Annotated in this window: 15 protein-coding genes; 10 read left to right on the top strand and 5 right to left on the bottom strand. The window is 67.8% G+C overall.

What is annotated here, in order from left to right; genetic code table 11:
* Positions 1 to 182: 182 nt before the first annotated feature.
* Both ACIBK4_RS05140 and ACIBK4_RS05135 read left to right on the top strand, forming a co-directional pair.
* Positions 183 to 1193 carry an ATP-binding cassette domain-containing protein gene (locus tag ACIBK4_RS05140; RefSeq protein ID WP_398992225.1) on the top strand — a complete coding sequence of 337 codons (1011 nt, stop codon included), beginning with the start codon at positions 183 to 185 and terminating at the stop codon, positions 1191 to 1193.
* Complete coding sequence (locus tag ACIBK4_RS05135; protein WP_398992223.1) at positions 1190 to 2047, top strand: ABC transporter permease; 858 nt, start codon at positions 1190 to 1192, stop codon at positions 2045 to 2047. The genes ACIBK4_RS05140 and ACIBK4_RS05135 overlap by 4 nt, the downstream gene beginning before the upstream one ends.
* A gap of 100 nt (positions 2048 to 2147) precedes the next feature.
* Here the strand turns inward: ACIBK4_RS05135 and greA are convergent, their stop codons facing one another.
* Both greA and ACIBK4_RS05125 read right to left on the bottom strand, forming a co-directional pair.
* Positions 2148 to 2648 (bottom strand): transcription elongation factor GreA, encoded by a 501-nt coding sequence (greA, locus tag ACIBK4_RS05130; protein WP_366431302.1) that lies wholly within the window; start codon positions 2646 to 2648, stop codon positions 2148 to 2150.
* Between the two features lie 168 nt (positions 2649 to 2816).
* Positions 2817 to 3215, bottom strand: coding sequence for a DUF4307 domain-containing protein (locus ACIBK4_RS05125; protein WP_398992221.1), 399 nt, complete (start codon positions 3213 to 3215; stop codon positions 2817 to 2819).
* A gap of 148 nt (positions 3216 to 3363) precedes the next feature.
* Between ACIBK4_RS05125 and mca the strand changes: the two genes are divergently transcribed.
* Positions 3364 to 4224, top strand: a complete 861-nt coding sequence (mca, locus tag ACIBK4_RS05120; RefSeq protein WP_398992951.1) for a mycothiol conjugate amidase Mca — start codon at positions 3364 to 3366, stop codon at positions 4222 to 4224.
* Positions 4217 to 4489, top strand: coding sequence for a hypothetical protein (locus ACIBK4_RS05115; protein ID WP_398992219.1), 273 nt, complete (start codon positions 4217 to 4219; stop codon positions 4487 to 4489). The genes mca and ACIBK4_RS05115 overlap by 8 nt, the downstream gene beginning before the upstream one ends.
* Before the next feature lie 33 nt (positions 4490 to 4522).
* On the opposite strand, the gene ACIBK4_RS05110 is transcribed toward ACIBK4_RS05115, so the two are convergent.
* Positions 4523 to 7726, bottom strand: coding sequence for a tetratricopeptide repeat protein (locus ACIBK4_RS05110; protein WP_398992216.1), 3204 nt, complete (start codon positions 7724 to 7726; stop codon positions 4523 to 4525).
* Between the two features lie 250 nt (positions 7727 to 7976).
* Between ACIBK4_RS05110 and ACIBK4_RS05105 the strand changes: the two genes are divergently transcribed.
* Positions 7977 to 8708 (top strand): DUF4365 domain-containing protein, encoded by a 732-nt coding sequence (locus tag ACIBK4_RS05105; RefSeq protein ID WP_398992214.1) that lies wholly within the window; start codon positions 7977 to 7979, stop codon positions 8706 to 8708.
* Positions 8709 to 9042: 334 nt separating this feature from the next.
* Here ACIBK4_RS05105 and ACIBK4_RS05100 read toward each other — a convergent pair whose 3' ends face one another.
* Positions 9043 to 11508: a tetratricopeptide repeat protein gene (locus tag ACIBK4_RS05100; protein WP_398992212.1), complete on the bottom strand. Its 2466-nt coding sequence runs from the start codon at positions 11506 to 11508 to the stop codon at positions 9043 to 9045.
* Positions 11509 to 11532: 24 nt separating this feature from the next.
* Positions 11533 to 12099, bottom strand: a complete 567-nt coding sequence (locus tag ACIBK4_RS05095) for a Uma2 family endonuclease (RefSeq protein ID WP_398992210.1) — start codon at positions 12097 to 12099, stop codon at positions 11533 to 11535.
* Between the two features lie 176 nt (positions 12100 to 12275).
* Here ACIBK4_RS05095 and ACIBK4_RS05090 point away from each other — a divergent pair, with 176 nt between their 5' ends.
* The 5 genes from ACIBK4_RS05090 to ACIBK4_RS05070 all read left to right on the top strand — a co-directional run bounded on the left by ACIBK4_RS05090 (position 12276) and on the right by ACIBK4_RS05070 (position 21015).
* Positions 12276 to 14309 (top strand): thioredoxin domain-containing protein, encoded by a 2034-nt coding sequence (locus tag ACIBK4_RS05090; protein WP_398992208.1) that lies wholly within the window; start codon positions 12276 to 12278, stop codon positions 14307 to 14309.
* 193 nt (positions 14310 to 14502) lie between these two features.
* On the top strand, positions 14503 to 15771 hold the full coding sequence (locus tag ACIBK4_RS05085; protein ID WP_398992206.1) for a glycosyltransferase: 1269 nt from the start codon (positions 14503 to 14505) through the stop codon (positions 15769 to 15771).
* The gene (locus tag ACIBK4_RS05080; protein WP_398992205.1) at positions 15768 to 17414 is read left to right on the top strand and encodes an ArnT family glycosyltransferase; all 1647 of its coding nucleotides are present in this window, start codon (positions 15768 to 15770) and stop codon (positions 17412 to 17414) included. Before ACIBK4_RS05085 ends, ACIBK4_RS05080 begins: the two co-directional genes overlap by 4 nt.
* A complete protein-coding gene (locus ACIBK4_RS05075) occupies positions 17414 to 18604 on the top strand; it encodes a glycosyltransferase (RefSeq protein WP_398992203.1) in 1191 nt (396 codons plus the stop codon). The genes ACIBK4_RS05080 and ACIBK4_RS05075 overlap by 1 nt, the downstream gene beginning before the upstream one ends.
* Complete coding sequence (locus ACIBK4_RS05070; RefSeq protein ID WP_398992201.1) at positions 18601 to 21015, top strand: galactose oxidase-like domain-containing protein; 2415 nt, start codon at positions 18601 to 18603, stop codon at positions 21013 to 21015. Before ACIBK4_RS05075 ends, ACIBK4_RS05070 begins: the two co-directional genes overlap by 4 nt.
* The last annotated feature ends 19 nt before the right edge of the window (positions 21016 to 21034 follow it).

Raw genomic sequence — 21034 nt, 5'->3', positions numbered from 1 at the left:
GTTCCCCACCCGTCTCCTCACCCGTCCCATCACTCGTTCGAGAAAATCCGTTGAGAGACGCGATACATCGCGTTATGGTGTGTCTCGTGTCGCCCGCAGGCAGCAGCATGCCGCTTCCATGGGCAGAACAAAAGACACAAACCTAGGCTTTTCAAAGAATCCCCGACGACGTGGAGACTGATATGCCAGGCGCCATCTATGCCGAAGGCCTGGTGAAAACCTTCGGCGATGTGAAAGCTCTGGACGGCGTCGACCTCGATGTCCCCGAGGGCACCGTGCTGGGCCTCCTCGGGCCCAACGGCGCGGGCAAGACGACCGCCGTCCGCTGCCTGACCACGCTGCTGCGCCCCGACAGCGGCAAGCTGATCGTGGCCGGCCTGGACGTGCTGAAGCAGCCCAACGAGGTACGGCGCTCCATCGGCCTCTCCGGCCAGTTCGCCGCGGTCGACGAGTACTTGACCGGCCGGGAGAACCTTCAAATGGTCGGCCAGCTCTACCAGATGAAGGCCAAGGCCGCGAAGGCCCGGGCCGACCAACTGCTCGACCAGTTCAACCTCATGGACGCCGCCGACCGCACGGCCAAGACCTACTCCGGAGGCATGCGCCGCCGGCTCGACCTGGCGGCGGCACTCGTCGTCTCCCCGCCGGTGATGTTCATGGACGAGCCGACGACCGGCCTCGACCCGCGCAACCGCCAGATGCTGTGGGAGGTCATCAAACAGCTCGTCTCCGGCGGTACGACCCTCCTGCTGACCACCCAGTATCTGGAGGAGGCCGACCATCTCGCGCACGACATCGCGGTGGTCGACCACGGCCGCGTCATCGCCCGCGGCACCTCCGACCAGCTCAAGGCCCGCACCGGCGGCGAGCGCGTCGAGGTCGTCGTGCACGAGCGCGACCACATCGCGATCGCCTCCGAGGTCCTCCTCGGCTTCGGCAAGGGCGAGACCACCGTCGAGGAACACACCCGCAAGCTCACCGTGCCCGTCACCGGCGGCGCGAAGCTCCTCGCCGAGGTGATCCGCGAGCTGGACTCCCGCGGCATCGAGATCGACGACATCGGCCTGCGCCGCCCCACCCTCGACGACGTCTTCCTCTCCCTGACGGGCCACCTGGCCGAGGAGAAGGCCGATGAGAACGGCACGGAAGCCAACCCCAAGGACCGCAAGCACAAGAAGGAGGCCGCGAAGTGAGCGCCGTCACCGATGCCACCCCGATCGCGGCGCCGAGCAGCGCGCTGGGTCAGTCCGTGCACGACTCACTGGTCGTCGCCAAGCGCAACCTGATCCGGATGTCCCGCATCCCGGAGATGGTCATCTTCGGGGTCATCCAGCCGATCATGTTCGTGGTGCTGTTCACGTACGTCTTCGGCGGTTCCATGCAGATCGGCGGCAGCACGAGCGCCACCGACTACAAGAACTTCCTGATGGCCGGCATCTTCGCGCAGACCGTCACGTTCGCCACCGCCAGCTCCGGCGCGGGCATCGCGGACGACATGCACAAGGGCCTGATCGACCGGTTCCGTTCGCTGCCCATGGCACGCGGTGCGGTGCTGACCGGGCGGACGCTCGCGGATCTCGTACAGACCGCGCTGACCCTGCTGGTCCTCGCGATAGTCGCGTTGCTGGTCGGCTGGCGGGTCGGGTCGGACGGGGGCACCAACGCGGGCAAGGTGCTCGGTGCCTTCGGGCTGCTGCTTCTGCTCGGGTACGCGTTCACCTGGATCGGCGCCCTGATCGGGCTCAGCGTCCGTACGCCCGAGGCGGCCACCTCCGGCGGGCTGATCTGGCTGTTCCCGGTGACGTTCATCTCGAACGCGTTCGTGGACACCAGCAACATGACCCCCTGGCTGCGCCACATCGCCGAGTGGAACCCCTTCAGCGCCACCGTGCAGGCCTGCCGGGTGCTCTTCGCCAACCCGGGACAGTCGCCCTCCGACGCCTGGCCCATGGTGCACCCGGTCTGGGCCTCGCTGATCTACTCTCTGCTGATCATCCTCATATTCCGGACCCTGGCGGTGCGGAAGTACCGCTCGGCGACGGCCTGAGGCGACCCGGGAACCGCCCCTCGCGGTAGCTCCCGCGCACGACGAAGCCCCCGGCGCCGCAAGGCCGCCGGGGGCTCGCCGAAGGGCGGGTCCTGAGGGGTCAGCCGTTGTACGGCTCGGCCTTGAGGATCGTCACCGAGGCCTTCTTGCCGTTGGGCAGCTCGTACTGCGCCACCTCGCCCACCTTGTGGCCGAGCACGCCGGAGCCCAGCGGGGACTGCGGCGAGTAGGTCTCGATGTCGGCGCTCGCGTACTCGCGCGAGGCGAGCAGGAAGGTCGTCGTGTCGTCCTCGTCGCCGTCGAAGGCGATCGTCACGACCATGCCGGGCGCGACCGCGCCGTCGGACGACGCCGGAGCCTCGCCGACCTTGGCCTTCTCCAGAAGCTGGGTCAGCTGGCGGATGCGGAGCTCCTGCTTGCCCTGCTCCTCCTTGGCCGCGTGGTACCCGCCGTTCTCGCGCAGGTCGCCCTCCTCGCGAGCGGCCGCGATCTTCACGGTGATCTCGGCGCGCGCGGGACCAGACAGGTACTCCAGCTCGTCCTTGAGCTTGGTGTACGCCTCCTGCGTGAGCCAGGTGACGTCTTCGCTGGTCTGGGTCACAGGTGCTCCTCGTAGGTACTGGGAATACAAAGCATCGCCCTACCCAGAAGAATGTTCCTTCATGGAAGGGCGAAACCACGAGCCTAACAATTCAACGGCGTCAGGGGGAGGACATAAGCCGTCAGACATACGTCAATGCTGGTCAGCGCCTACGTAACGAGGGTGACGTCAGTCGGAGTGGCAGCCCAGCAGCTCGGCCGTGGTGCCCCTGGCCGTGGTGCGAAGGGTGACGACCTTGTCGATGCGGGTCGCGGAGCCGCCGAAGTGGAAGTCGGCGCGGCCCACCTCGGACTGGTCGGCGGCCTGGGAGCGCAGGGTGCAGTAGCCGGTGGTCCCGGAGTCCTTGTGGACTTCAAGATGCACCTTGACCTCGTTGCCGGAGGCCTGGAAAGTGATCACCTCGGCGCTGATCTTGGCCTCGACGACATAGTGGTAGGCGAAGTACCCGACGAGGGCGAGCAGCAGTGCCGCGAGGACGGCACCGGCGATCTTGAGTTTGTGGTCGGCGCGCTCGTCCGACGAGCGGCCGTAACGGCCCTCGGGCAGTCGCGCACTCGCCGTACTCATGATCGTCCTTTCGGCAAGGGGCCGTAGAAGCGGGCCCCCGGAATTATTCGCCCCCGGATTCGGTCACTATAGAAGCCGCCGATCGCACCCCAGGACACCGGGGCGCCGACTTACTGAGGATTGAGTCTTGACTGACCAGCTGCGACTGATGGCCGTTCACGCGCACCCCGACGACGAGTCGAGCAAGGGCGCGGCCACCATGGCGAAGTATGTGTCCGAGGGGGTGGACGTGCTGGTCGTGACCTGCACGGGCGGGGAGCGCGGCTCCATCCTCAACCCGAAGCTCCAGGGCGACACGTACATCGAGGAGCACATCCACGAGGTGCGCAAGAAGGAGATGGACGAGGCCCGCGAGATCCTCGGCATCAAGCAGGAGTGGCTCGGCTTCGTCGACTCGGGGCTGCCCGAGGGCGACCCGCTGCCGCCGCTGCCCGAGGGCTGCTTCGCGCTGGAGGACGTCGACAAGGCGGCCGGCGAGCTGGTGAAGCAGATCCGCGCGTTCCGTCCGCAGGTGATCACCACCTATGACGAGAACGGCGGTTACCCGCACCCCGACCACATCATGACCCACAAGATCTCGATGGTGGCGTTCGAGGGCGCGACAGACACCGAGAAGTACCCGGAGTCGGAGTACGGCCCGGCGTACCAGCCGCAGAAGCTATACTACAACCAGGGCTTCAACCGGCAGCGCACCGAGGCCCTGCACGGCGCGCTGCTGGCGCGCGGCCTGGAGTCGCCGTACGAGGAGTGGCTCAAGCGCTGGGACGAGTCGGGGCACGTCGAGCGCACGCTCACCACGCACATTCCCTGCGCCGAGTTCTTCGAGATCCGGGACAAGGCGCTGCTCGCGCACGCCACGCAGATCGACCCCGACGGCGGTTGGTTCCGGGTGCCGATGGAGATCCAGAAGGAGGTCTGGCCGACCGAGGAGTACGAGCTCGCGAAGTCCCTCGTCGCCACCTCCCTCCCCGAGGACGACCTCTTTGCGGGCATCCGCGACAATGCCTGACATGAGCTCAAGCGCAGCCCTGGCAATGACGCACCTGGTCCCCCTCGCCGAGGTCGACGAGAACAAGGTCACCCCCGGCGTCCTCGGCTTCATCGTGTTCGCGGTGATGGCCCTGGCCGTCTGGGGCCTGATGAAGTCCATGAGCAAGCAGATGAACAAGGTCGACTTCAAGGAGGGCGCGGACCCGACGGCCGAGCCGACCGCCGAGCCGAAGGCCGACTCCAAGGCCGCCGCCTCGGCCGAACCCAAGGCCAAGCAGGGCTGAGGCGGCCGCTCCGGCGGTCCGCACGAAGGGTGCTCAGGGGGTGCCGGACACCGTCACCCCCATCACCTCCCGCGCGTGCCGGCTCGGCACCATGCCCAGCCGCCACGCCTGCCAGCCCGCGTCCAGGTTCACGCCCCGCTCCAGCAGCAGCTGGTACGCCTCCACGTAGTCGTCGAGTTTCGCGTCGCGGTACGGGTGCCCGGTGCGGGACAGCTGGGCCAGTTCCTCCTGCGCGACCGCCGTGCCGACCTCGACCCCGCCGGGGGCCGCGTACGGCAGCAGCGTGGAGCGCAGGAAGCGGGCCCAGTCCTCGCCGCGGCGGTCGCCGTACGAGGTGAACAGTCCTACGGCCTCGTCGCACAGCGTCAGTGCCTGTTGGGTACGGGCGTTGCCCGCGTCGACGACCGCGAGTTCCAGGCAGGTCCAGGCCTCGCCGTGGGCGACGCCGATGCGCTGGAAGTCGGCGCGGGCGTCGACGAGGAGCTGGCGGGCGAACCCGGAGTTGCGCAGCGAACCGGTCTGCGCCGCGCGCTGGTCGCGGGTCGCGCGGGCCGAGTGGTGCCGGGCGCAGGCGAGGCCGTAGACGTCGCGCATGCGGGAGAACATCGTGCGGGAGCGTTCCAGCTCGCGTACCGCGAGGTCGAGGTTGCCGGTCTCCTCCAGGGCCTGGCCGAGGTAGTAGACCGTCCAGGCCTCGCCGCGCGCGTCCTCGTTGTCGCGGTGCCGGGCGGCGGCCTGGCGCAGTCCGTCGACCGCCGGGGACGGGTCGTCGGCGACGAGGCGGGCGCGGGCCAGCTGGGTCAGGGCCCAGGCTTCGCCGCGGGCGTCGCGGGTGCGGCCGTAGAGGCCGAGGGCGGTGGTGAGTTCGGACTCGGCGCGGGGGATGTCGCCCATGCGCAGGCCGAGTTGGCCGAGCTGGAAGTGGGCCCAGGCCTCGCCGTGGACGGATTCGCCGGCGCGGTGCAGGACCAGGGACTCGGTCAACAGCCGCATGGCTTCCGGGAGTCGGCCGCGATCCCGTTCCACGGCGGCCAGGGCGTGCATCGTCCAGGCGCGGTCCGTGGCCAGTTGGGGCGGGGCCTGGAGGTCGAGGGCCTCGCGGAGTTTCGCCGCCGCCTCGGTGAGGTTGCCCTGGTGGTGGAGGGTGATGCCGAGGGAGCAGAGGGCGCGTGCGGCGCCCGCGTCGTGATGGGCCTCCATGTAGAGGTCGACGACGGAGGTGAGCGTGGTGCGCGCCTTGTCGAGTTCACCGAGCTGCCGGGCCGCGATACCGGTGCGCCACTGCACCGAGCGGACCAGCAGCCCCTGGTCGACGGCCTGCGCCAACTCGCTGATCTCACCGAGCCGGTAGAGGTCGCCGCGCAGCAGGCAGTAGTCGCACAGCGCGCCCAGCAGATTGAGTACGGCGCCCTGGTCGACGCCCTCCGCGTGCCGCAGCGTCGAGGTGATGAAGCTCGACTCGTCGTCCAGCCAGCGCAGCGCCTCGTCGAGCGAGGTGAAGCCGTGCGGGCCGAAGCGGTCCGAGCGCGTCGACATGTTGCCGTCGACCAACCGCAGTACGGAGTCGGCGAGTTCGCCGTAGTTCACGATCAACCGCTCCTGCGCGGCCGTACGTTCGGAGGGCTCCTCCTCGTCGAGGAGGCGGGCCTGGGCGAAGGCGCGGACCAGGTCGTGCAGGCGGTAGCGGGTGCCGCGGACGTGGTCGATGAGGCCCGCCCGGGAGAGGGCCTCCAGGTGGCGGGTGGCCTCGGCCTCGTTCGTGCCCAGCAGGGCGGCGGCCGCCGCCGCGCCCAGCGAGGCCCGGCCGGCCAGCGCCAGCCTGCGCAGCAGCGCGCGGGCCGGGTCGGACTGGTCGGTGTAGCGCAGCCACAGGGCCCGCTCGACCGGCTCGACCGGGCCGTACGCGCCGAGATCCGTGGCCAGTCGGCGCGGTGAGCGCGGGCCGAGGGACGAGCCCGCGATCCGCAGCGCCAGCGGCAGCCCGCCGCACAACTCCCTGATCCGGTCGGCCGATTCGGCGTCGTACGGCTCCGAACCGTCCTGCGCCGCAGCGCCCAACAGCTCCTCCGAGCCCGCCGCGTCCAGCGGCTCCACCGCCAACTGGTGGACCCAGGCGGCGAGTTCGGCGGGCAGGTCGAGAGGCTTGCGGGCGGTGACCACGACCAGGCTGTCCGAGCGCTCGGGCACCAGTGTGGCCACCTGGGCGACATCGGAGGCGTCGTCCAGCACGATCGTCACCGGCAGCCCGGTCAGGTGCTGGTGGTACAACTCGCCCAGCCGCTTGACCTGTTGGTCGGGCGAGGACCGCTCACGGAAGAGCAGCTGCTCGCGGGGTGCGCCGAGCCGGTTCAGCAGATGCAGCAGGGCATCACGCGTGGGCAAGGGCGGCTCGCCCGGGCTGTCGCCGCGCAGGTCCACCACGCAGGCACCGCGGAAGTGGTCCCGCAGATCGTGCGCGGCCCGCACCGCGAGGCTGGTCCGCCCCGAACCCGGCGCACCGTGCAGCACGACCACCGTGGGCCGGGTCTCCGTACTCGCCCGGGCGGCCTGCACCAGTTGCCGAATACGGGCCAGCTCGGCCCGCCGCCCGGCGAACGCGCCCACCGCGTCGGGGAGTTGACCGAAGGACTGCTCCAGCACACTCCTTCTCCGCGCCGCCGCACTCTTGTCCGCACCGCGCAACTGCGGCCCCGGCTTCTTCGTCGGCCCGGTCGACGCGGCGAGCACCCGCTGCTGGTCCAGGAACGGCCGGATGCCCCGCACCTCCAGCGCCGTCAGCCACTGCAACCGCAACTGCTCCGGACCCCCGGGCTGGCTCACGGCACCGGCACGGTGATGCGCGGCGGGCAGATGAGTGGCGGTCACCTTCACGACGGTCGCCGCCGCGCCCACGACCCCGACGGTCACGCCGGCACCGAAGGCCGTACCGGTCCCGGTACCGAGCGCGAGGTCGGCCACCACAGCGGCGACCGCGCCAACACCGGCCACCAGCAAGGGAGTTCGGCCTCCCTCCTTGGCATAGCGCTGCCCGAAGGTGAGCTGCCCCGCCGACGCCTCGTCGAGGGCCCCCGTATAGGCCGCGTACTCCTCGGCCGCCGTCTCCGCCATGGCATCCAGCGCGGCCCGGGACCGCGCCAGCAGCACCTGCCCGTCGGTGCGCCCGCCGGAGCGCCGCACCTCCTCCTCCACGGCCCGAGCCAACAGCCGCTCGGCATCGGTCCGATGGCCGTCCCGCATGTCACGTCCCCCTCCGACGGCAACTGCTTGGTCTATGAGTGTCCTTCGGGGGAGGCTTGAGCGCGAGGGGGCGACGATCACCCGTTCATGGCGTGGAAGCGGCGGTTCGGCTTTCAGCTAGCCGGTAGTCAAACAGACCTGTCTTGATCGTCCGACGCTGTTTGTGCCTCGCTCGCTGTTCTAACCTTGCCCTCGGAATCAACGGGGGAGCGGAATGCCAAAGGTGCCTGAGAGTCGGCGCGTTGGACGTATGGCCGTGAATGAGGTGCGTGCGCTGCTGGAGCGGCACGGGCACATCGTGCAGGAAGTCGACGGCGGCAACGATCACGGCGAGGACTTGTACGTCACGTTCGTGCACGACGGTCAGCGCACAGCGGACTCCGTGGCCCTACAGGTCAAGGGCGGGGTCTCGACGCGCACCAGGAGGGGCCATCGCGTCCCGGTCGGGAATCACGGGGGCAATTGGCGCGATGGCAGGCTTCCGGTGCTCTGTGTAGTCCACGACCCTGAGCGGGGCGGCCTCTTCTGGGCCAATGCGACCCGTCAGCTCCGTCGAGCCGAAGCGTTGCGCAAGACGTTGAAGTCCGTTGTCGTCTCAAGGGATTCCGTGCTCGATGACGACACCATCGGGACTTTCGTGCAGCACATGCGGAACTTCCTGGTTTGGGAGCGTCAAGGGGTTGGCCGGTGGGCGGACATGGCGGATGTCGAGTTCGGTCCGAACGACATGGTCAAACCCTTCGAGAACGAGTACGGCGAACCCATGATCTTCTGGCAGCAGCGTGGGGAGCCGTCCGCGGTCCTGCTTCATCACGACCTCGACTGGTCTCCGGTGCGCATTCAGGAGCAGATGCTCTGCTTCGCTCCCATCCCGATGATCGGCGGTGTCATTCTCAACAGCGCGGAAGCCCACTGGCTCATGGGGTGCTTCAAGTCCACGGAATGGTGGCGACTACCGGTTGAGCCGAGTGGCCTTTCCTGACGTCCACCACTGCTTGGGCGAAGACGCGAAAAGCCAAAACCCGCTCACGGGTACTCAGGCCGCGCAGCGCTGACAAGAAGCCGACCAGGAGGACCAACGGGCAGAGGGCGCGCTGGAGGGTGAGTGCACCCGCGCAGATTGCGGTGGACAGCAGTGCCACGGTCATGGTGAGAGCCCTTTCGGAGCGACGGCGCACCGACTGGTGTGCCGTCGCTCATACAAGGCTGCGTGGTACCGGAACTTCTAGGCGGCTCGTGCGTCACGACGCTCGAAGTGCCTGGTCAGGTGGGTAGTGTCCGGAGTTCCGGTCCGGATGTGCGCTACCAGGGCCGTGTCAATGCACGAACCCTCGGGTCGGATCGCGAGGTGACACGTTCCTGAACTCCTCGAACCACCCTTCGGGGCGGAGGTCGCCAATGCGCATGTACCGGTTCAGCGGATTGTCGGGGTGCTCGCATCCTTGTAGGTTCGGGTCGTACAGGAACAGCACATCGTGGTCCTGAAAGAGTAGATCTGAACAAATGGACCAGTCGTAGTCGCCCTGCTGCTGGGGGATTCCTTGGGTGAACTCAGTGACCAGATCCGGTTCATCAATTGTCATTGCCGAAGCGCTCTGCAGGGCGAAGTGGAGCGCCATTTCCTCTGCCGCGCAGCGTGGCTCAGGAGGATGTCCGAGAGTGATGTCTTCATTGAGATCATCCAGCGCTCTTAGTACCTTTCGCCGCCAGGAACGTGACTGGCCCCATGTGGACGCTGGCAATAGTGCGAAGAAGATTCCAAAGCCGTTGGGGGAAATGGGTTCGTCGCCTAGTTCACTCAGCTCCCAATGAGCCATGTCGGCGAGTATTTCCAAGTTGCAGCTGAGGATGCGCGATGTGCGAGGCGTCATCTGCCATGGCTCTTCGTCCTCCTCGTCCCATTCGGTGTCTCGGTCCCAGGTTTCCGAACCTAGCGCATGGCCTTTTGGGGGACGATAGATTCCAGGAGAATTGAAGTACGCGATGGCTACCGCGTCTCCATCTTCTGCAGCGCGGACATACCACTCATGGGATTCGTCTTTTTGCCCGCGCCGCTGGGCGATCACACCCCGGAGCCGCATGGCAAGAGCATCCCCCTGGACCGCGGCCCGCTCGTAGCAGGCCGCTGCTTCGTCCCATCGCTTTTCGATCTCGTGCAGGGCGCCAAGAGCTCTGGCCTGCAATGGAGTTCCTGTCTCAGCCACCGTTCGGTACCACGTGGGCCATGTGTGTTCCGGGCGTCGTTCGCGCTGTACGAACCCGAGGTCGTGCATGGCGGCATGGTCTCCATCAGCCGCCAGCGGTGAGAAGCAGCGCTCAGCGAGTGCCAGGCGACCGAAGCGAAAGGCGGAACGCCCGACCGGCAGAAGTTCGCTGCCGCCATTCGCGTGCGTGACTGCTGCCTCCCACACCTTGTCAGGGATGCCCGCCACTTCGGTGGCACTGGCAATGGCGTCCACGAGGTAGTCGAACGGCCGCCAGGATTCTGCGGTTTCTGTGGCGACCAGCATTCCCGTCACACCGTATTGGATCTCGGTTGCCCAGTTCAGAGCTTGTACGGGGCTTTCGGCCCGGAGGCGGCAAGCGTCTCCGTCATTGAGATAGCACGAAGACAGAGCCAGCAGGGTCTCAGCAGGCAGAGGAGTGGAGATACCTGCTCGTGCGAGATCGATGGCTGCCTGCACCAGGGTCGCACCACGGGGGTTGCCCCCGGGCCGATGCTTGGTGGTCAGGAACTCTTCGAGCAGTTTCGGACCCGCTGCCAGGTATTCCGCGATGCCGTGAACGCCATGGTGGCGAGCTGCCTCTACCAGGCGCATATCGGGGTTCTCGTTTGCGAGGTGCTCGTGGAGCCTGTTCATTTCGGCCTCGGACCACCGCCTTTTCAGTACGACGGGCTCGATGAGTTTCAAGACCCGGGATCCGAGGCGGCGTGTAGATGCCACACCACCTTCCGTGTCCCGCAACGAACGCTCACTGTAATTTCCGTACGACTCGGAGCGCATGGTGGCCATCACCACGACGTGCTGATCGAGGAGTGCGGACAACATGCCCTGGTCGAGGCCGCCAGGGAGGAGGTAATGGTCGAGGTCGTCCAGCCAGAGGACCCACTTCCGGCGGTCGGAGCGGGGCAACGACACATGCGACAACACCGGGCTCAGTTCGCCTGCCGCAGGTGGGGCAATGATCCAGTGATCGGGCAGTTCACGTCGTACAGCCTCGAATGCGCACCGCGATTTTCCGGCCGTGGACTCACCGACCAACAGGACGAAACCGCCGCTCTCTTCGGCTTCTGCCAGTTGAGCCGCGACTGCCGTATCCGCGTCGCGCGCCTGATAGATCGGAAGTGACGGGGCGCCCTCCAGACGCCTCGTTCGGTGTACGCCCAGATCCAGGGGCTGGGCGTCAGCCACTGGGTAGATCGGAATCCGGAATGCACCTACCGTGATGTGGCGCGATTCTTCCTGCGGCGGAGGGGAACTCTTCGCTCGTGCTGCGCCCAGCAGGTGATTCCAGGCTACCCGATTGGCGAGTGCGGGAGGGAGAGCGATGTTCCGCTGTCGAGCCAAGGTGCTGGTCGCATGGAGGAACTGTTGAAAGAGCTTGTCCGACGGTACGTGCTTACCGCTTCGCCAATCGCTGATGCGCTGGACGGACAGGGAAGTTCGCCCAAGACTGTCCTTGCTCGCAGCGCAGATCGCGGCCGGCTTGGGAGAGCCGGCCGCAGTGAGAAGCGCTTCCAGGCGCTCCCGGAATTTCCGCTTTCCCTTGTGCTCGGTCACGAAGAAGGAAATCTTCCAGCGCTGTCAGATGGATCCCAGGTCCACGGCGACGGAGAAAGGCACGGCGGCTTTGATCACGCCGGTGAACATCTCGCCGTCCCTGTAGGCCTTGGTGGCGGGGTCGAGAACGTACGTGTAGACGATCGGGACACCGGTGGCGGCCTGTTCGACCCGCCAGTAGAACGGGATGCCTGCCTTGGCGTACTGGTCCACCTTCACGATCCGGTCCGTGGTCTCCGAACCGGGTGACACGACCTCGACGACCAGGAGTACGTGTTCGGGGCGGGTGGGCGTGAGATCGATGGTCTCCGCCCGGTACACGGCGACGTCCGGACGCCGGTTGGTGAGCGGAACGTCCTGCAGTCGGACATCGAAGTCCGTGTCGGCGTTCCAGTCCGGGCCCGCGGCGGCGTCCAGGGCATTGGCCAGAATTCGGGCCAGCCGGTTGTGCCGCTTGGACGCACTCGGGCTCACCACGACCATCCCGTCCACGATCTCGATGCCGGCGCACTGCTCCTCGGACCAGGAGTCGTACTGCTCCGCGCTGATCTGCAGGTGCATCCACGCGGGCGCGACCCTCTCGGCGGTCATGGCGTACCTCCTTCGAGGATGCTCGGCAGTTCCGGTGCTGCTCGGCTCAGCGTACTGTCCTGTGCTGCCAGAGTGCCCGACTGCAGATGACAGCCGTGCGGACCGGAACCCGCCGTGGGATCGGTCGCTCTTCAGGCGCGGGCCACAGGGCCGCCGGGGAGCGACGTGAGAGGGTGATGGTCGTGAACCGACTGGCCCATGAGACCTCCCCGTATCTGCTCCAGCACGCCGACAACCCCGTCGCCTGGTACCCCTGGTCGGCCGAGGCCTTCGACGAGGCGCGGAAGGCGAACAAACCGGTGCTGCTGAGCGTGGGGTACAGCAGCTGTCACTGGTGTCACGTCATGGCCCACGAGTCCTTCGAGGACCAGGCCACCGCCGACTACCTCAACGAGCACTTCGTCAGCGTCAAGGTCGACCGCGAGGAGCGCCCCGACGTCGACGCCGTCTACATGGAGGCCGTGCAGGCGGCCACCGGCCAGGGCGGCTGGCCCATGACCGTGTTCCTCACCCCGGACGCCGAGCCCTTCTACTTCGGCACGTACTTCCCGCCCGCGCCCCGCCACGGCATGCCCTCCTTCCGCCAGGTCCTGGAGGGCGTGCGCAGCGCCTGGAGCGACCGGCGGGACGAGGTCGCCGAGGTCGCCGGGAACATCGTCCGCGACCTCTCCCAGCGCGAGATCGACTACGGCAGCACCGAGGCCCCCGGCGAGGAGGAGCTGTCCCGCGCCCTCCTCGGCCTCACCCGCGAGTACGACCCGCAGCGCGGCGGATTCGGCGGCGCGCCCAAGTTCCCGCCGTCCATGGCCCTGGAGTTCCTGCTCCGCCACCACGCCCGCACCGGCGCCGAGGGCGCCCTGGAGATGGCCCGGGACACCTGCGAGCGGATGGCACGCGGGGGTATTTACGACCAACTCGCGGGCGGGTTCGCCCGTTACTCCGTCGACCGCGAGTGGACCGTCCCGCACTTCGAGAAGATGCTCTACGACAACGCCCTGCTCTGCCGGGTCTACGCTCACCTGTGGCGCAGCACCGGCTCCGACCTCGCGCGCCGCGTCGCCGTCGAGACCGCCGACTTCATCGTGCGTGAACTCCGCACCAACGAGGGCGGGTTCGCCTCCGCCCTCGACGCCGACAGCGACGACGGCACCGGCAAGCACGTCGAGGGTGCCCACTACGTCTGGACGCCCGCCCAGCTCGCCGAGGTTCTGGGGGAGGAGGACGGCGGACTCGCCGCCCAGTACTTCGGCGTGACCGAGGACGGGACCTTCGAGGAAGGGCAGTCCGTTCTCCAACTCCCGCAGGACGAAGGGGTCTTCGACGCCGAGAAGATCGAGTCGGTCAAGAGCCGTCTCCTGCACGCCCGTTCACAGCGCCCCGCCCCCGGTCGCGACGACAAGGTGGTCGCCGCCTGGAACGGGCTCGCGATCGCCGCGCTCGCCGAGACCGGTGCCTACTTCGACCGCCCCGACCTGGTCGAGGCTGCCGTCTCCGCCGCCGATCTCCTCGTACGCCTGCATCTCGACGAGCACGCCAAGCTGGCCCGCACCAGCAAGGACGGCCAAGTCGGGGCGAACGCCGGGGTGTTGGAGGACTACGCCGATGTCGCCGAGGGCTTCCTCGCGCTGGCGTCGGTCACGGGGGAGGGGGTGTGGCTGGAGTTCGCCGGGTTCCTGCTCGACCACGTGCTCGCCGGGTTCGTCGATGAGTCCGGGGCGCTCTACGACACCGCCTCCGACGCCGAGCGGCTCATTCGGCGGCCGCAGGATCCGACCGACAACGCCACCCCGTCCGGCTGGACCGCCGCTGCCGGTGCTCTGCTGAGTTATGCCGCCCAGACCGGCGCCGAGCCCCATCGCACCGCCGCGGAACGGGCGTTGGGGGTCGTGAAGGCGCTCGGGCCGCGTGTGCCGCGGTTCATCGGGTGGGGGCTGGCCGTCGCCGAGGCGTACCTCGACGGGCCGCGCGAGGTGGCCGTCGTAGGGCCGTCGCTCACCGACGAGGGCACAAAAGCCTTGCACCGTACGGCACTTCTGGGGACCGCGCCCGGGGCCGTGGTCGCGTTCGGGGTGGCGGGGAGTGACGAGCTGCCGTTGCTCGCCGACCGGCCCTTGGTCGACGGTGGACCGGCCGCGTACGTCTGTCGTAACTTCACCTGTGACGCTCCGACCACCGATCCGGAGCGGCTGAGCACCGCGCTGAGCAGGTGAAACGACAGAGTCGTAACCGGGCCAAACGCGACCTGTGCGAGAAATGCTCACGGGGGAGCCTCATTGTGATGAAACACGCTCTTCACTGAAATCACCTGTCCGCTTCACAGATCACCCATAGTCTCTGCTCCGTGACGCGACGGCTGTAACTCACCGTCGCGCCAGGGGGTATTGGGATCTGGGGGGATCTGTTTTGCTGACGTCTGTCTTCATCGCTGTCGTTTCGCTGGCCTTGTTCTGGATGGCCGCCTTCACCTTGTGGTGGCAGATGCACGCGTGGCGTACGCCCGAAGTGCTCGCCTCCACCCGATTCAGCAGCCCGGACGGGGACGAGCACGTCTCGTTCTCGTTGCTGCTGCCGGCCCGGCACGAACAGGCCGTGCTCGACCACACCATCCAGCGGCTGCTGGAGTCCACGCACACCGACTTCGAGATCATCGTGATCGTGGGGCACGACGACCCCGAGACCGCGGCGGTGGCCAACAGCGCCGCCGAGCGCGATCCGCGCGTGCGGGTCGTCGTCGACACCCACGAGAAGAAGAACAAACCGAAGGCCATGAACACGGCGCTGCCGCACTGCCGCGGCGATGTCGTCGGGGTCTTCGACGCGGAGGACCAGGTCCATCCGGAGCTGCTCGCCCACGTCGACCACGCGTTCCGGACGACCGGAGCGGACGTCGTCCAGGGGGGCGTCCAGCTCATCAACTTCCACTCCAGCTGGTACAGCCTGCGCAACTGCCTGGAGTACTTCTTCTGGTTCCGGTCCCGGCTGCATCTGCACGCGCAGAAGGGGTTCATCCCGCTGGGCGGCAACACCGTCTTCGTACGGACCGATGTCCTGCGCGAGGCCGACGGCTGGGACCCCAACTGCCTCGCCGAGGACTGCGACTTGGGCGTCCGGCTGTCCAGCGTCGGCAAGAAGGTCGTCGTCGCCTACGACTCCGACATGGTGACCCGGGAGGAGACCCCGGGCTCGCTGATGTCCTTGCTGAAGCAGCGAACTCGCTGGAACCAGGGCTTCCTTCAGGTCTACCGGAAGAAGGACTGGAAGCAACTCCCGGGATTCGGGCAGCGGTTGCTCGCCCGCTACACGCTGATGACGCCGTTCCTGCAAGCCTTCTCCGGGGTGATCATCCCGCTGAACGCCGCGGTCGCGCTCTTCCTGGACGTGCCGGTGGGCATCGCGTTCCTCACCTTCCTGCCGCTGGTCACCGCCGCCGTCACCTTCGTGTTCGAGATCGTCGGCCTGCACGACTTCGGCAAGCAGTACGGACTCCGCGTCCGCGCAGTCCACTATCTGAAGCTCGTCGTGGGCGGCCCCTTCTACCAGGTCCTGCTCGCCGGAGCCGCGATCCGCGCCGTCTGGCGTGAGCAACGCGGCCGGAACGACTGGGAGTTGACCTCCCACGTCGGCGCGCACCTCACCGAAACCGCAGAAATCCGAGAGGACGTTCCTGCGTGACTTCCACCCTTCCCGCGGTGACCACCACGGTCCCCGCGCAGCGGCAGCCTGCGCCTGAAACCGGTTCGGCCAGTCGAACAGCGCCACCGTCACGGCTCCGTTCCTCCCGGCCCGACCTCTTCCTCTGCGGCCTCCTCCTCACGGCGATCCTCGTCGTGCAGGGCTGGAACATCGCCGACTACCCGACGCTCAGCGACGACGAGGGCACCTACCTCGCCCAGGCCTGGGCCGTCCAACAGGGCACCGGCCTGGCCCACTACACCTACTGGTACGACCACCCGCCGCTCGGCTGGATCCAGATCGCCCTGCTCACCTGGATCCCCGCGCACTTCAGCCCCGACTCGATGACCGTCGGCACCATGCGCCTCGCGATGCTGGTCATCAGCGCGATCAGCGCGGTCCTCGTCTACGTCCTCGCCCGCCGGCTCTCGCTCCCGCGCTGGGCGGCCGGACTCGCGATGGTGCTCTTCGGGCTGTCCCCGCTGTCCGTGATCCTCCAGCGGGAGATCTTCCTCGACAACATCGCCGTGATGTGGATGCTGCTCGCGTTCTGCCTCGCCGCGTCCCCAAGTCGCCATCTCTGGCACCACTTCGGGGCGGGCCTGGCCGGCGCGGCCTCGGTCCTCACCAAGGAGACGATGCTCGTCATCCTGCCCGCGCTGCTGCTCACCATGTGGCGCCACGGACACCGCGACACCCGCAAGTTCGCACTCACCGGAGCCATCACCGCCTGCGCCCTGATCGGCTTCGCGTACCCCCTCTTCGCCCTGCTCAAGGGCGAGTTGATCCCGGGCAACGGACACGTCTCCCTGTGGGACGGCCTCAAGTACCAGATGACCAGACCGGGTTCGGGCTTCATCCTCGACCAGGGCACGGGCTCCTACGGCGTCCTCCACTCCTGGCTGTACTACGACCGTGTCCTGCCCCTGGGCGGCCTCGCCGGGGCGCTGCTCCTGCTGCTCACCTGGCGCTGGTCGGTCACCGCCCGCTCCCTCGCCGGACCGGCCATGACCGTCGCGATCCTCGCCCTGGTCTCCATGCGGCCCAACGGCTATCTGCCCGCGATGTACATCATCGGCGCGCTGCCCTTCCTCGCCCTCGTCCTCGCCGGGGGCACCGCCTCCGTCGCCCACGCGGTGCTGCGCAGATGGCGTGGGGAAGGAGAGAAACGATACGTCACGGGGGGTCGGTACACCCTCGCCGTAGTCCTGGCGATCGCCGCCGGCGCCTATGTCGTACCGAAGTGGTACGACGGCGACCGCACCGCCATGACCACCGACGCCAACGCCCCCTACCGGGCCGCCTCCAAGTGGCTGTCCACCGAGGTCGCCGACCCGAAGGACACCCGCGTCCTCGTCGACGACGCGCTCTGGCTCGACCTGGTGCACGCCGGGTACCGGCCCGGGCTCGGGGTCATCTGGTTCTACAAGGCCGACCTCGACCCCGCCGTCACCAAGACGATGCCGCACGGCTGGAAGGACATCGACTACGTGGTGGCCTCCCCGACGGTACGGCGCGACGCGGTCGACCTGCCCAACGTCAAGGCGGCGATCGAGCACTCCACCCCGGTCGCCACCTTCGGCACCGGCGACGACCGCATCGAGATCCGGCAGATCCAGTCCGAGACCGTGGGAGCCCAGTGATGAGCCAAGAGTCCATGGTCCCCGGCGAGTTGGGCGATCCGGCCGTACGCGGCGCGGAGATCGCGGAACCCGGCGCCGTCACCATCGTCGTACCGACCTTCAACGAGTCCGCAAATGTACGGGAGTTGCTGCACCGCATCACCGAATCGGTGCCCACCCGCCTGCCCTGCGAGGTCGTCTTCGTGGACGACTCCACCGACGACACCCCCGAGGTGATCTCCGAGGCGGCGCAGGACTGCCCGTTCCCGGTCACCGTGCTGCACCGCGAGGAGCCGGTCGGCGGGCTCGGCGGCGCGGTCGTCGAGGGGATCAAGGCGGCGACGTCCGACTGGATCGTCGTCATGGACGGCGACCTCCAGCATCCGCCGTCCCTGGTACCGGAGTTGGTCGGCACCGGCGAGCGCGCGAACGCCGGGCTCGTCGTCGCCTCCCGGTATATTAAGGGCGGCAGCCGCGAGGGCCTCGCCGGCGGATACCGCATCGCCGTTTCCCGCGGGGCGACTTGGCTGACCAAGACGCTCTTCCCGCGCAAACTCCGCGGTATCAGCGACCCGATGAGCGGCTTCTTCGCGATCCGGCGCAGCGCGGTGACGGCGGAGGCGCTCAAGCCGCTCGGCTACAAGATCCTCCTCGAACTCGCCGTACGCAGCCGTCCGCGCGAGGTCACCGAGGTGCCGTTCGTCTTCCAGGACCGGTTCGCCGGAGAGTCCAAGTCGACCGCGCAGGAAGGGTTTCGCTTCCTCCGCCACCTCCTCGGCCTGCGCACCGCCTCGCCGGTCGCGCGCATGGTGGTGTTCGGCCTGATCGGCGCCACCGGTTTCATCCCGAACCTGGTCGGCCTGTGGGCGCTCACCAAGACGGGCATGCACTACGTCCCCGCCGAGATCCTCGCCAACCAGCTCGGCGTGGCCTGGAACTTCCTGCTCATCGAGCACCTGCTGTTCCGCGACCGACGCCTGCACCGCAACTGGTGGGACCGGGCGGGCCGGTTCGCACTGCTCGCCAACGCCGACCTGGTGCTGCGGATCCCGCTGATCGCCCTGTTCATCCACAAGTTCGGCATGGGCGCCGTGCCGGCGACCGCGCTCGCCCTGGTCATGACGTTCGTCCTGCGCTTCGTCGGAACCGAGGCACTGGTCTACCTCCCGCGTCGCAAAGGGAGTCGTACAGCACCAAGGAGAGCCGTGTGAACAAGTACCGCAGAAGAACCGCCTTCGTCGGGGTGGGCGCCCTGACCGCCGGGCTGCTGCTCACCGCGCCGCAGTCCGCCGAGGCCGCGAACCTCGTCCTCAATCCGGGCTTCGAGACGGCGGGCAGCGACGGGATGCCGTACTGCTGGGAGAAGTCGGGCTGGGGCGACAACGACTTTGATTTCACTACGACTTCGGACGCGCACTCCGGTTCCAAGGCCATGAAGGTCACCGTGACGCGGCGGGTGGACGGTGACCGCAAGGCGCTGATCACCGAGTCGACGACCTGCGCGCCGGTGGTGACGGCGGGCAAGCAGTACGACCTCGGGCTCTGGTACAAGACGACGACGCCGGACGCGAACATCACGCTGTTCCGGCACGACGCGACGGCCGGGTGGCAGTACTGGACCGACCTCAAGACCTTGGACATGCAGGGGAGTTGGACCCAGGCCACGGTCCGTACGCCCGAGGTGCCTGCCGGTACCGACCGGATCACCTGGGGCGTCTCGGTCTACGGCACGGGGTCCGCGACCACCGACGACTACACGATGGACCAGGTGCCCGACACGCTCCCGCCGGCGACTTGCCAGGCGACCGCCGAGGAGTGTGCGAACGGGCGTTGGGACGTGCTGCCCACGCAGAACCCCGTCCGCTCGATGCACTCCGTCGTCCTCAACAACGGCAAGGTGCTGCTGATCGCGGGGTCCGGGAACAGCGAGGAACAGTTCGACGCGGGGACGTTCACGAGCGCGGTGTACGACCCGGTCGCCGGGACGTACAAGGTGATCCCGACGCCGAAGGACATGTTCTGCTCGGGGCACATCCAGTTGCAGGACGGCCGGGTGCTGGTGCTGAGCGGCAACAAGGCGTTCCCGGTCGCGGGCGGACACGGCTACGAGGGGTACAAGGACTCGTACATCTTCGACCCGGTGACCGAGACGTACAGCAAGACGAACGACCTCAACGACGGTCACTGGTACCCGTCGGCGACCGAGCTCGGCAACGGTGACGTCATCTCCTTCGGCGGGCTGCGCGAGGACTCGACGGGTTCGGTGACCGCCGAGTACTGGTCGGACGCCCAGCAGAAGTGGCTGCCGTTGTCGCAGGTCAACCAGACCTGGTCGTACTGGGGGCTGTACCCGTCGATGGTCCTGATGCAGGACGGCCGGCTCTTCTACACGGGCAGCCATGTCTTCGGGAACAACATCCCCGGGACGGGCAGCGCGATCTACGACTACAACGCGAACACGATCACGTCCGTCTCCGGGTTGCAGAACAAGGACGAACGCGACCAGTCCGCAAGCGTGTTGCTGCCTCCGGCGCAGGACCAGAAGGTCCTCACCATCGGCGGCGGCAACATCGACTCCAACCCGGACGCGAACCGGCTGACCGACATCATCGACCTCAAGGCCGCGAACCCGACGTACACGGTCGGTCCCCAAATCCCGCAGGGGACTGTCGACTTGGGGAACGGTCCGGTGGCGGAGACCGGCGCGCAGGGGAAGATGTACGTGTCCGCCGTGGTCCTGCCGGACGGCACGGTGCTGGAGACGGGCGGCGGGCTGCACAACCGCGCGAACCCGGTGTACGAGGCGTCGATCTTCGACCCGGCGACCACGACGTTCGACCCGGTGGCCGCCGACCCGGAGGCCCGCGGCTACCACTCCTCCTCGTTCCTGCTGCCGGACGGCCGGGTGATGTCGACCGGCGACAACCCGGGCAACGGAACCTGGAACCACAACGTGTCGATCTACACCCCGCCGTATCTCCTCAAGGGCACGCGGCCGACGATCACTTCGGTCATCGACAACGAGTGGGAGTACGGCGACACCCAGACGATCACCGTCGACCGGCCCATCGCCAAGGCCGAGTTGATCCGCCCGGCGGCGGTCACGCACTCCTCGGACCCTAACCAGCGGTTCGTGGACCTGCCGCTCTCGGTGGACGGCAACACCGTCGACCTGAACGTGACGAGCAACCCCAACCTGGCCCCGCCCGGCTGGTACATGCTCTTCGCGGTCGACGCCAACGGGGTCCCGTCGGTGGCCAAGTGGGTCCATCTGCAAGGCCCTTCGGCCCTGACCACGGACACCGCCTCGGCCCACGTCCACTCCTTCGCGGACTCCCTGACGGGCAAGGTCACCGAGCCCGGCAAGAAGCGCACCTCGCAGAAGGTCAGCACGACCATCTCGGGCTGCGACCGTCACTACGGCACGATCAACGTCTGCGTCCCCACGGTCTTCCCGTCGGAGGTCAAGTCGACCACTGCGGCCCGCTGTTCATGGCTCCAGCAGAACGACTACGGCCGCCTGAAGATCAACGGCAAGGACGACCCGCTGCGACTCGACCCGAACGGGGACGGGGTGGCTTGCGGGAAGGGTGACCTGAAGACCGTAAAGAAGAAGGGGTAGTTGGCGCTGGAGCGCGGGC

Origin of the sequence: Streptomyces sp. NPDC050528 (genome assembly GCF_044457795.1) — a bacterium.
Taxonomy (GTDB): Bacteria; Actinomycetota; Actinomycetes; order Streptomycetales; family Streptomycetaceae; genus Streptomyces.
The sequence above is the reverse complement of the archived record's forward strand: the minus strand, read 5'-3'. Positions and strand labels throughout refer to the sequence as shown.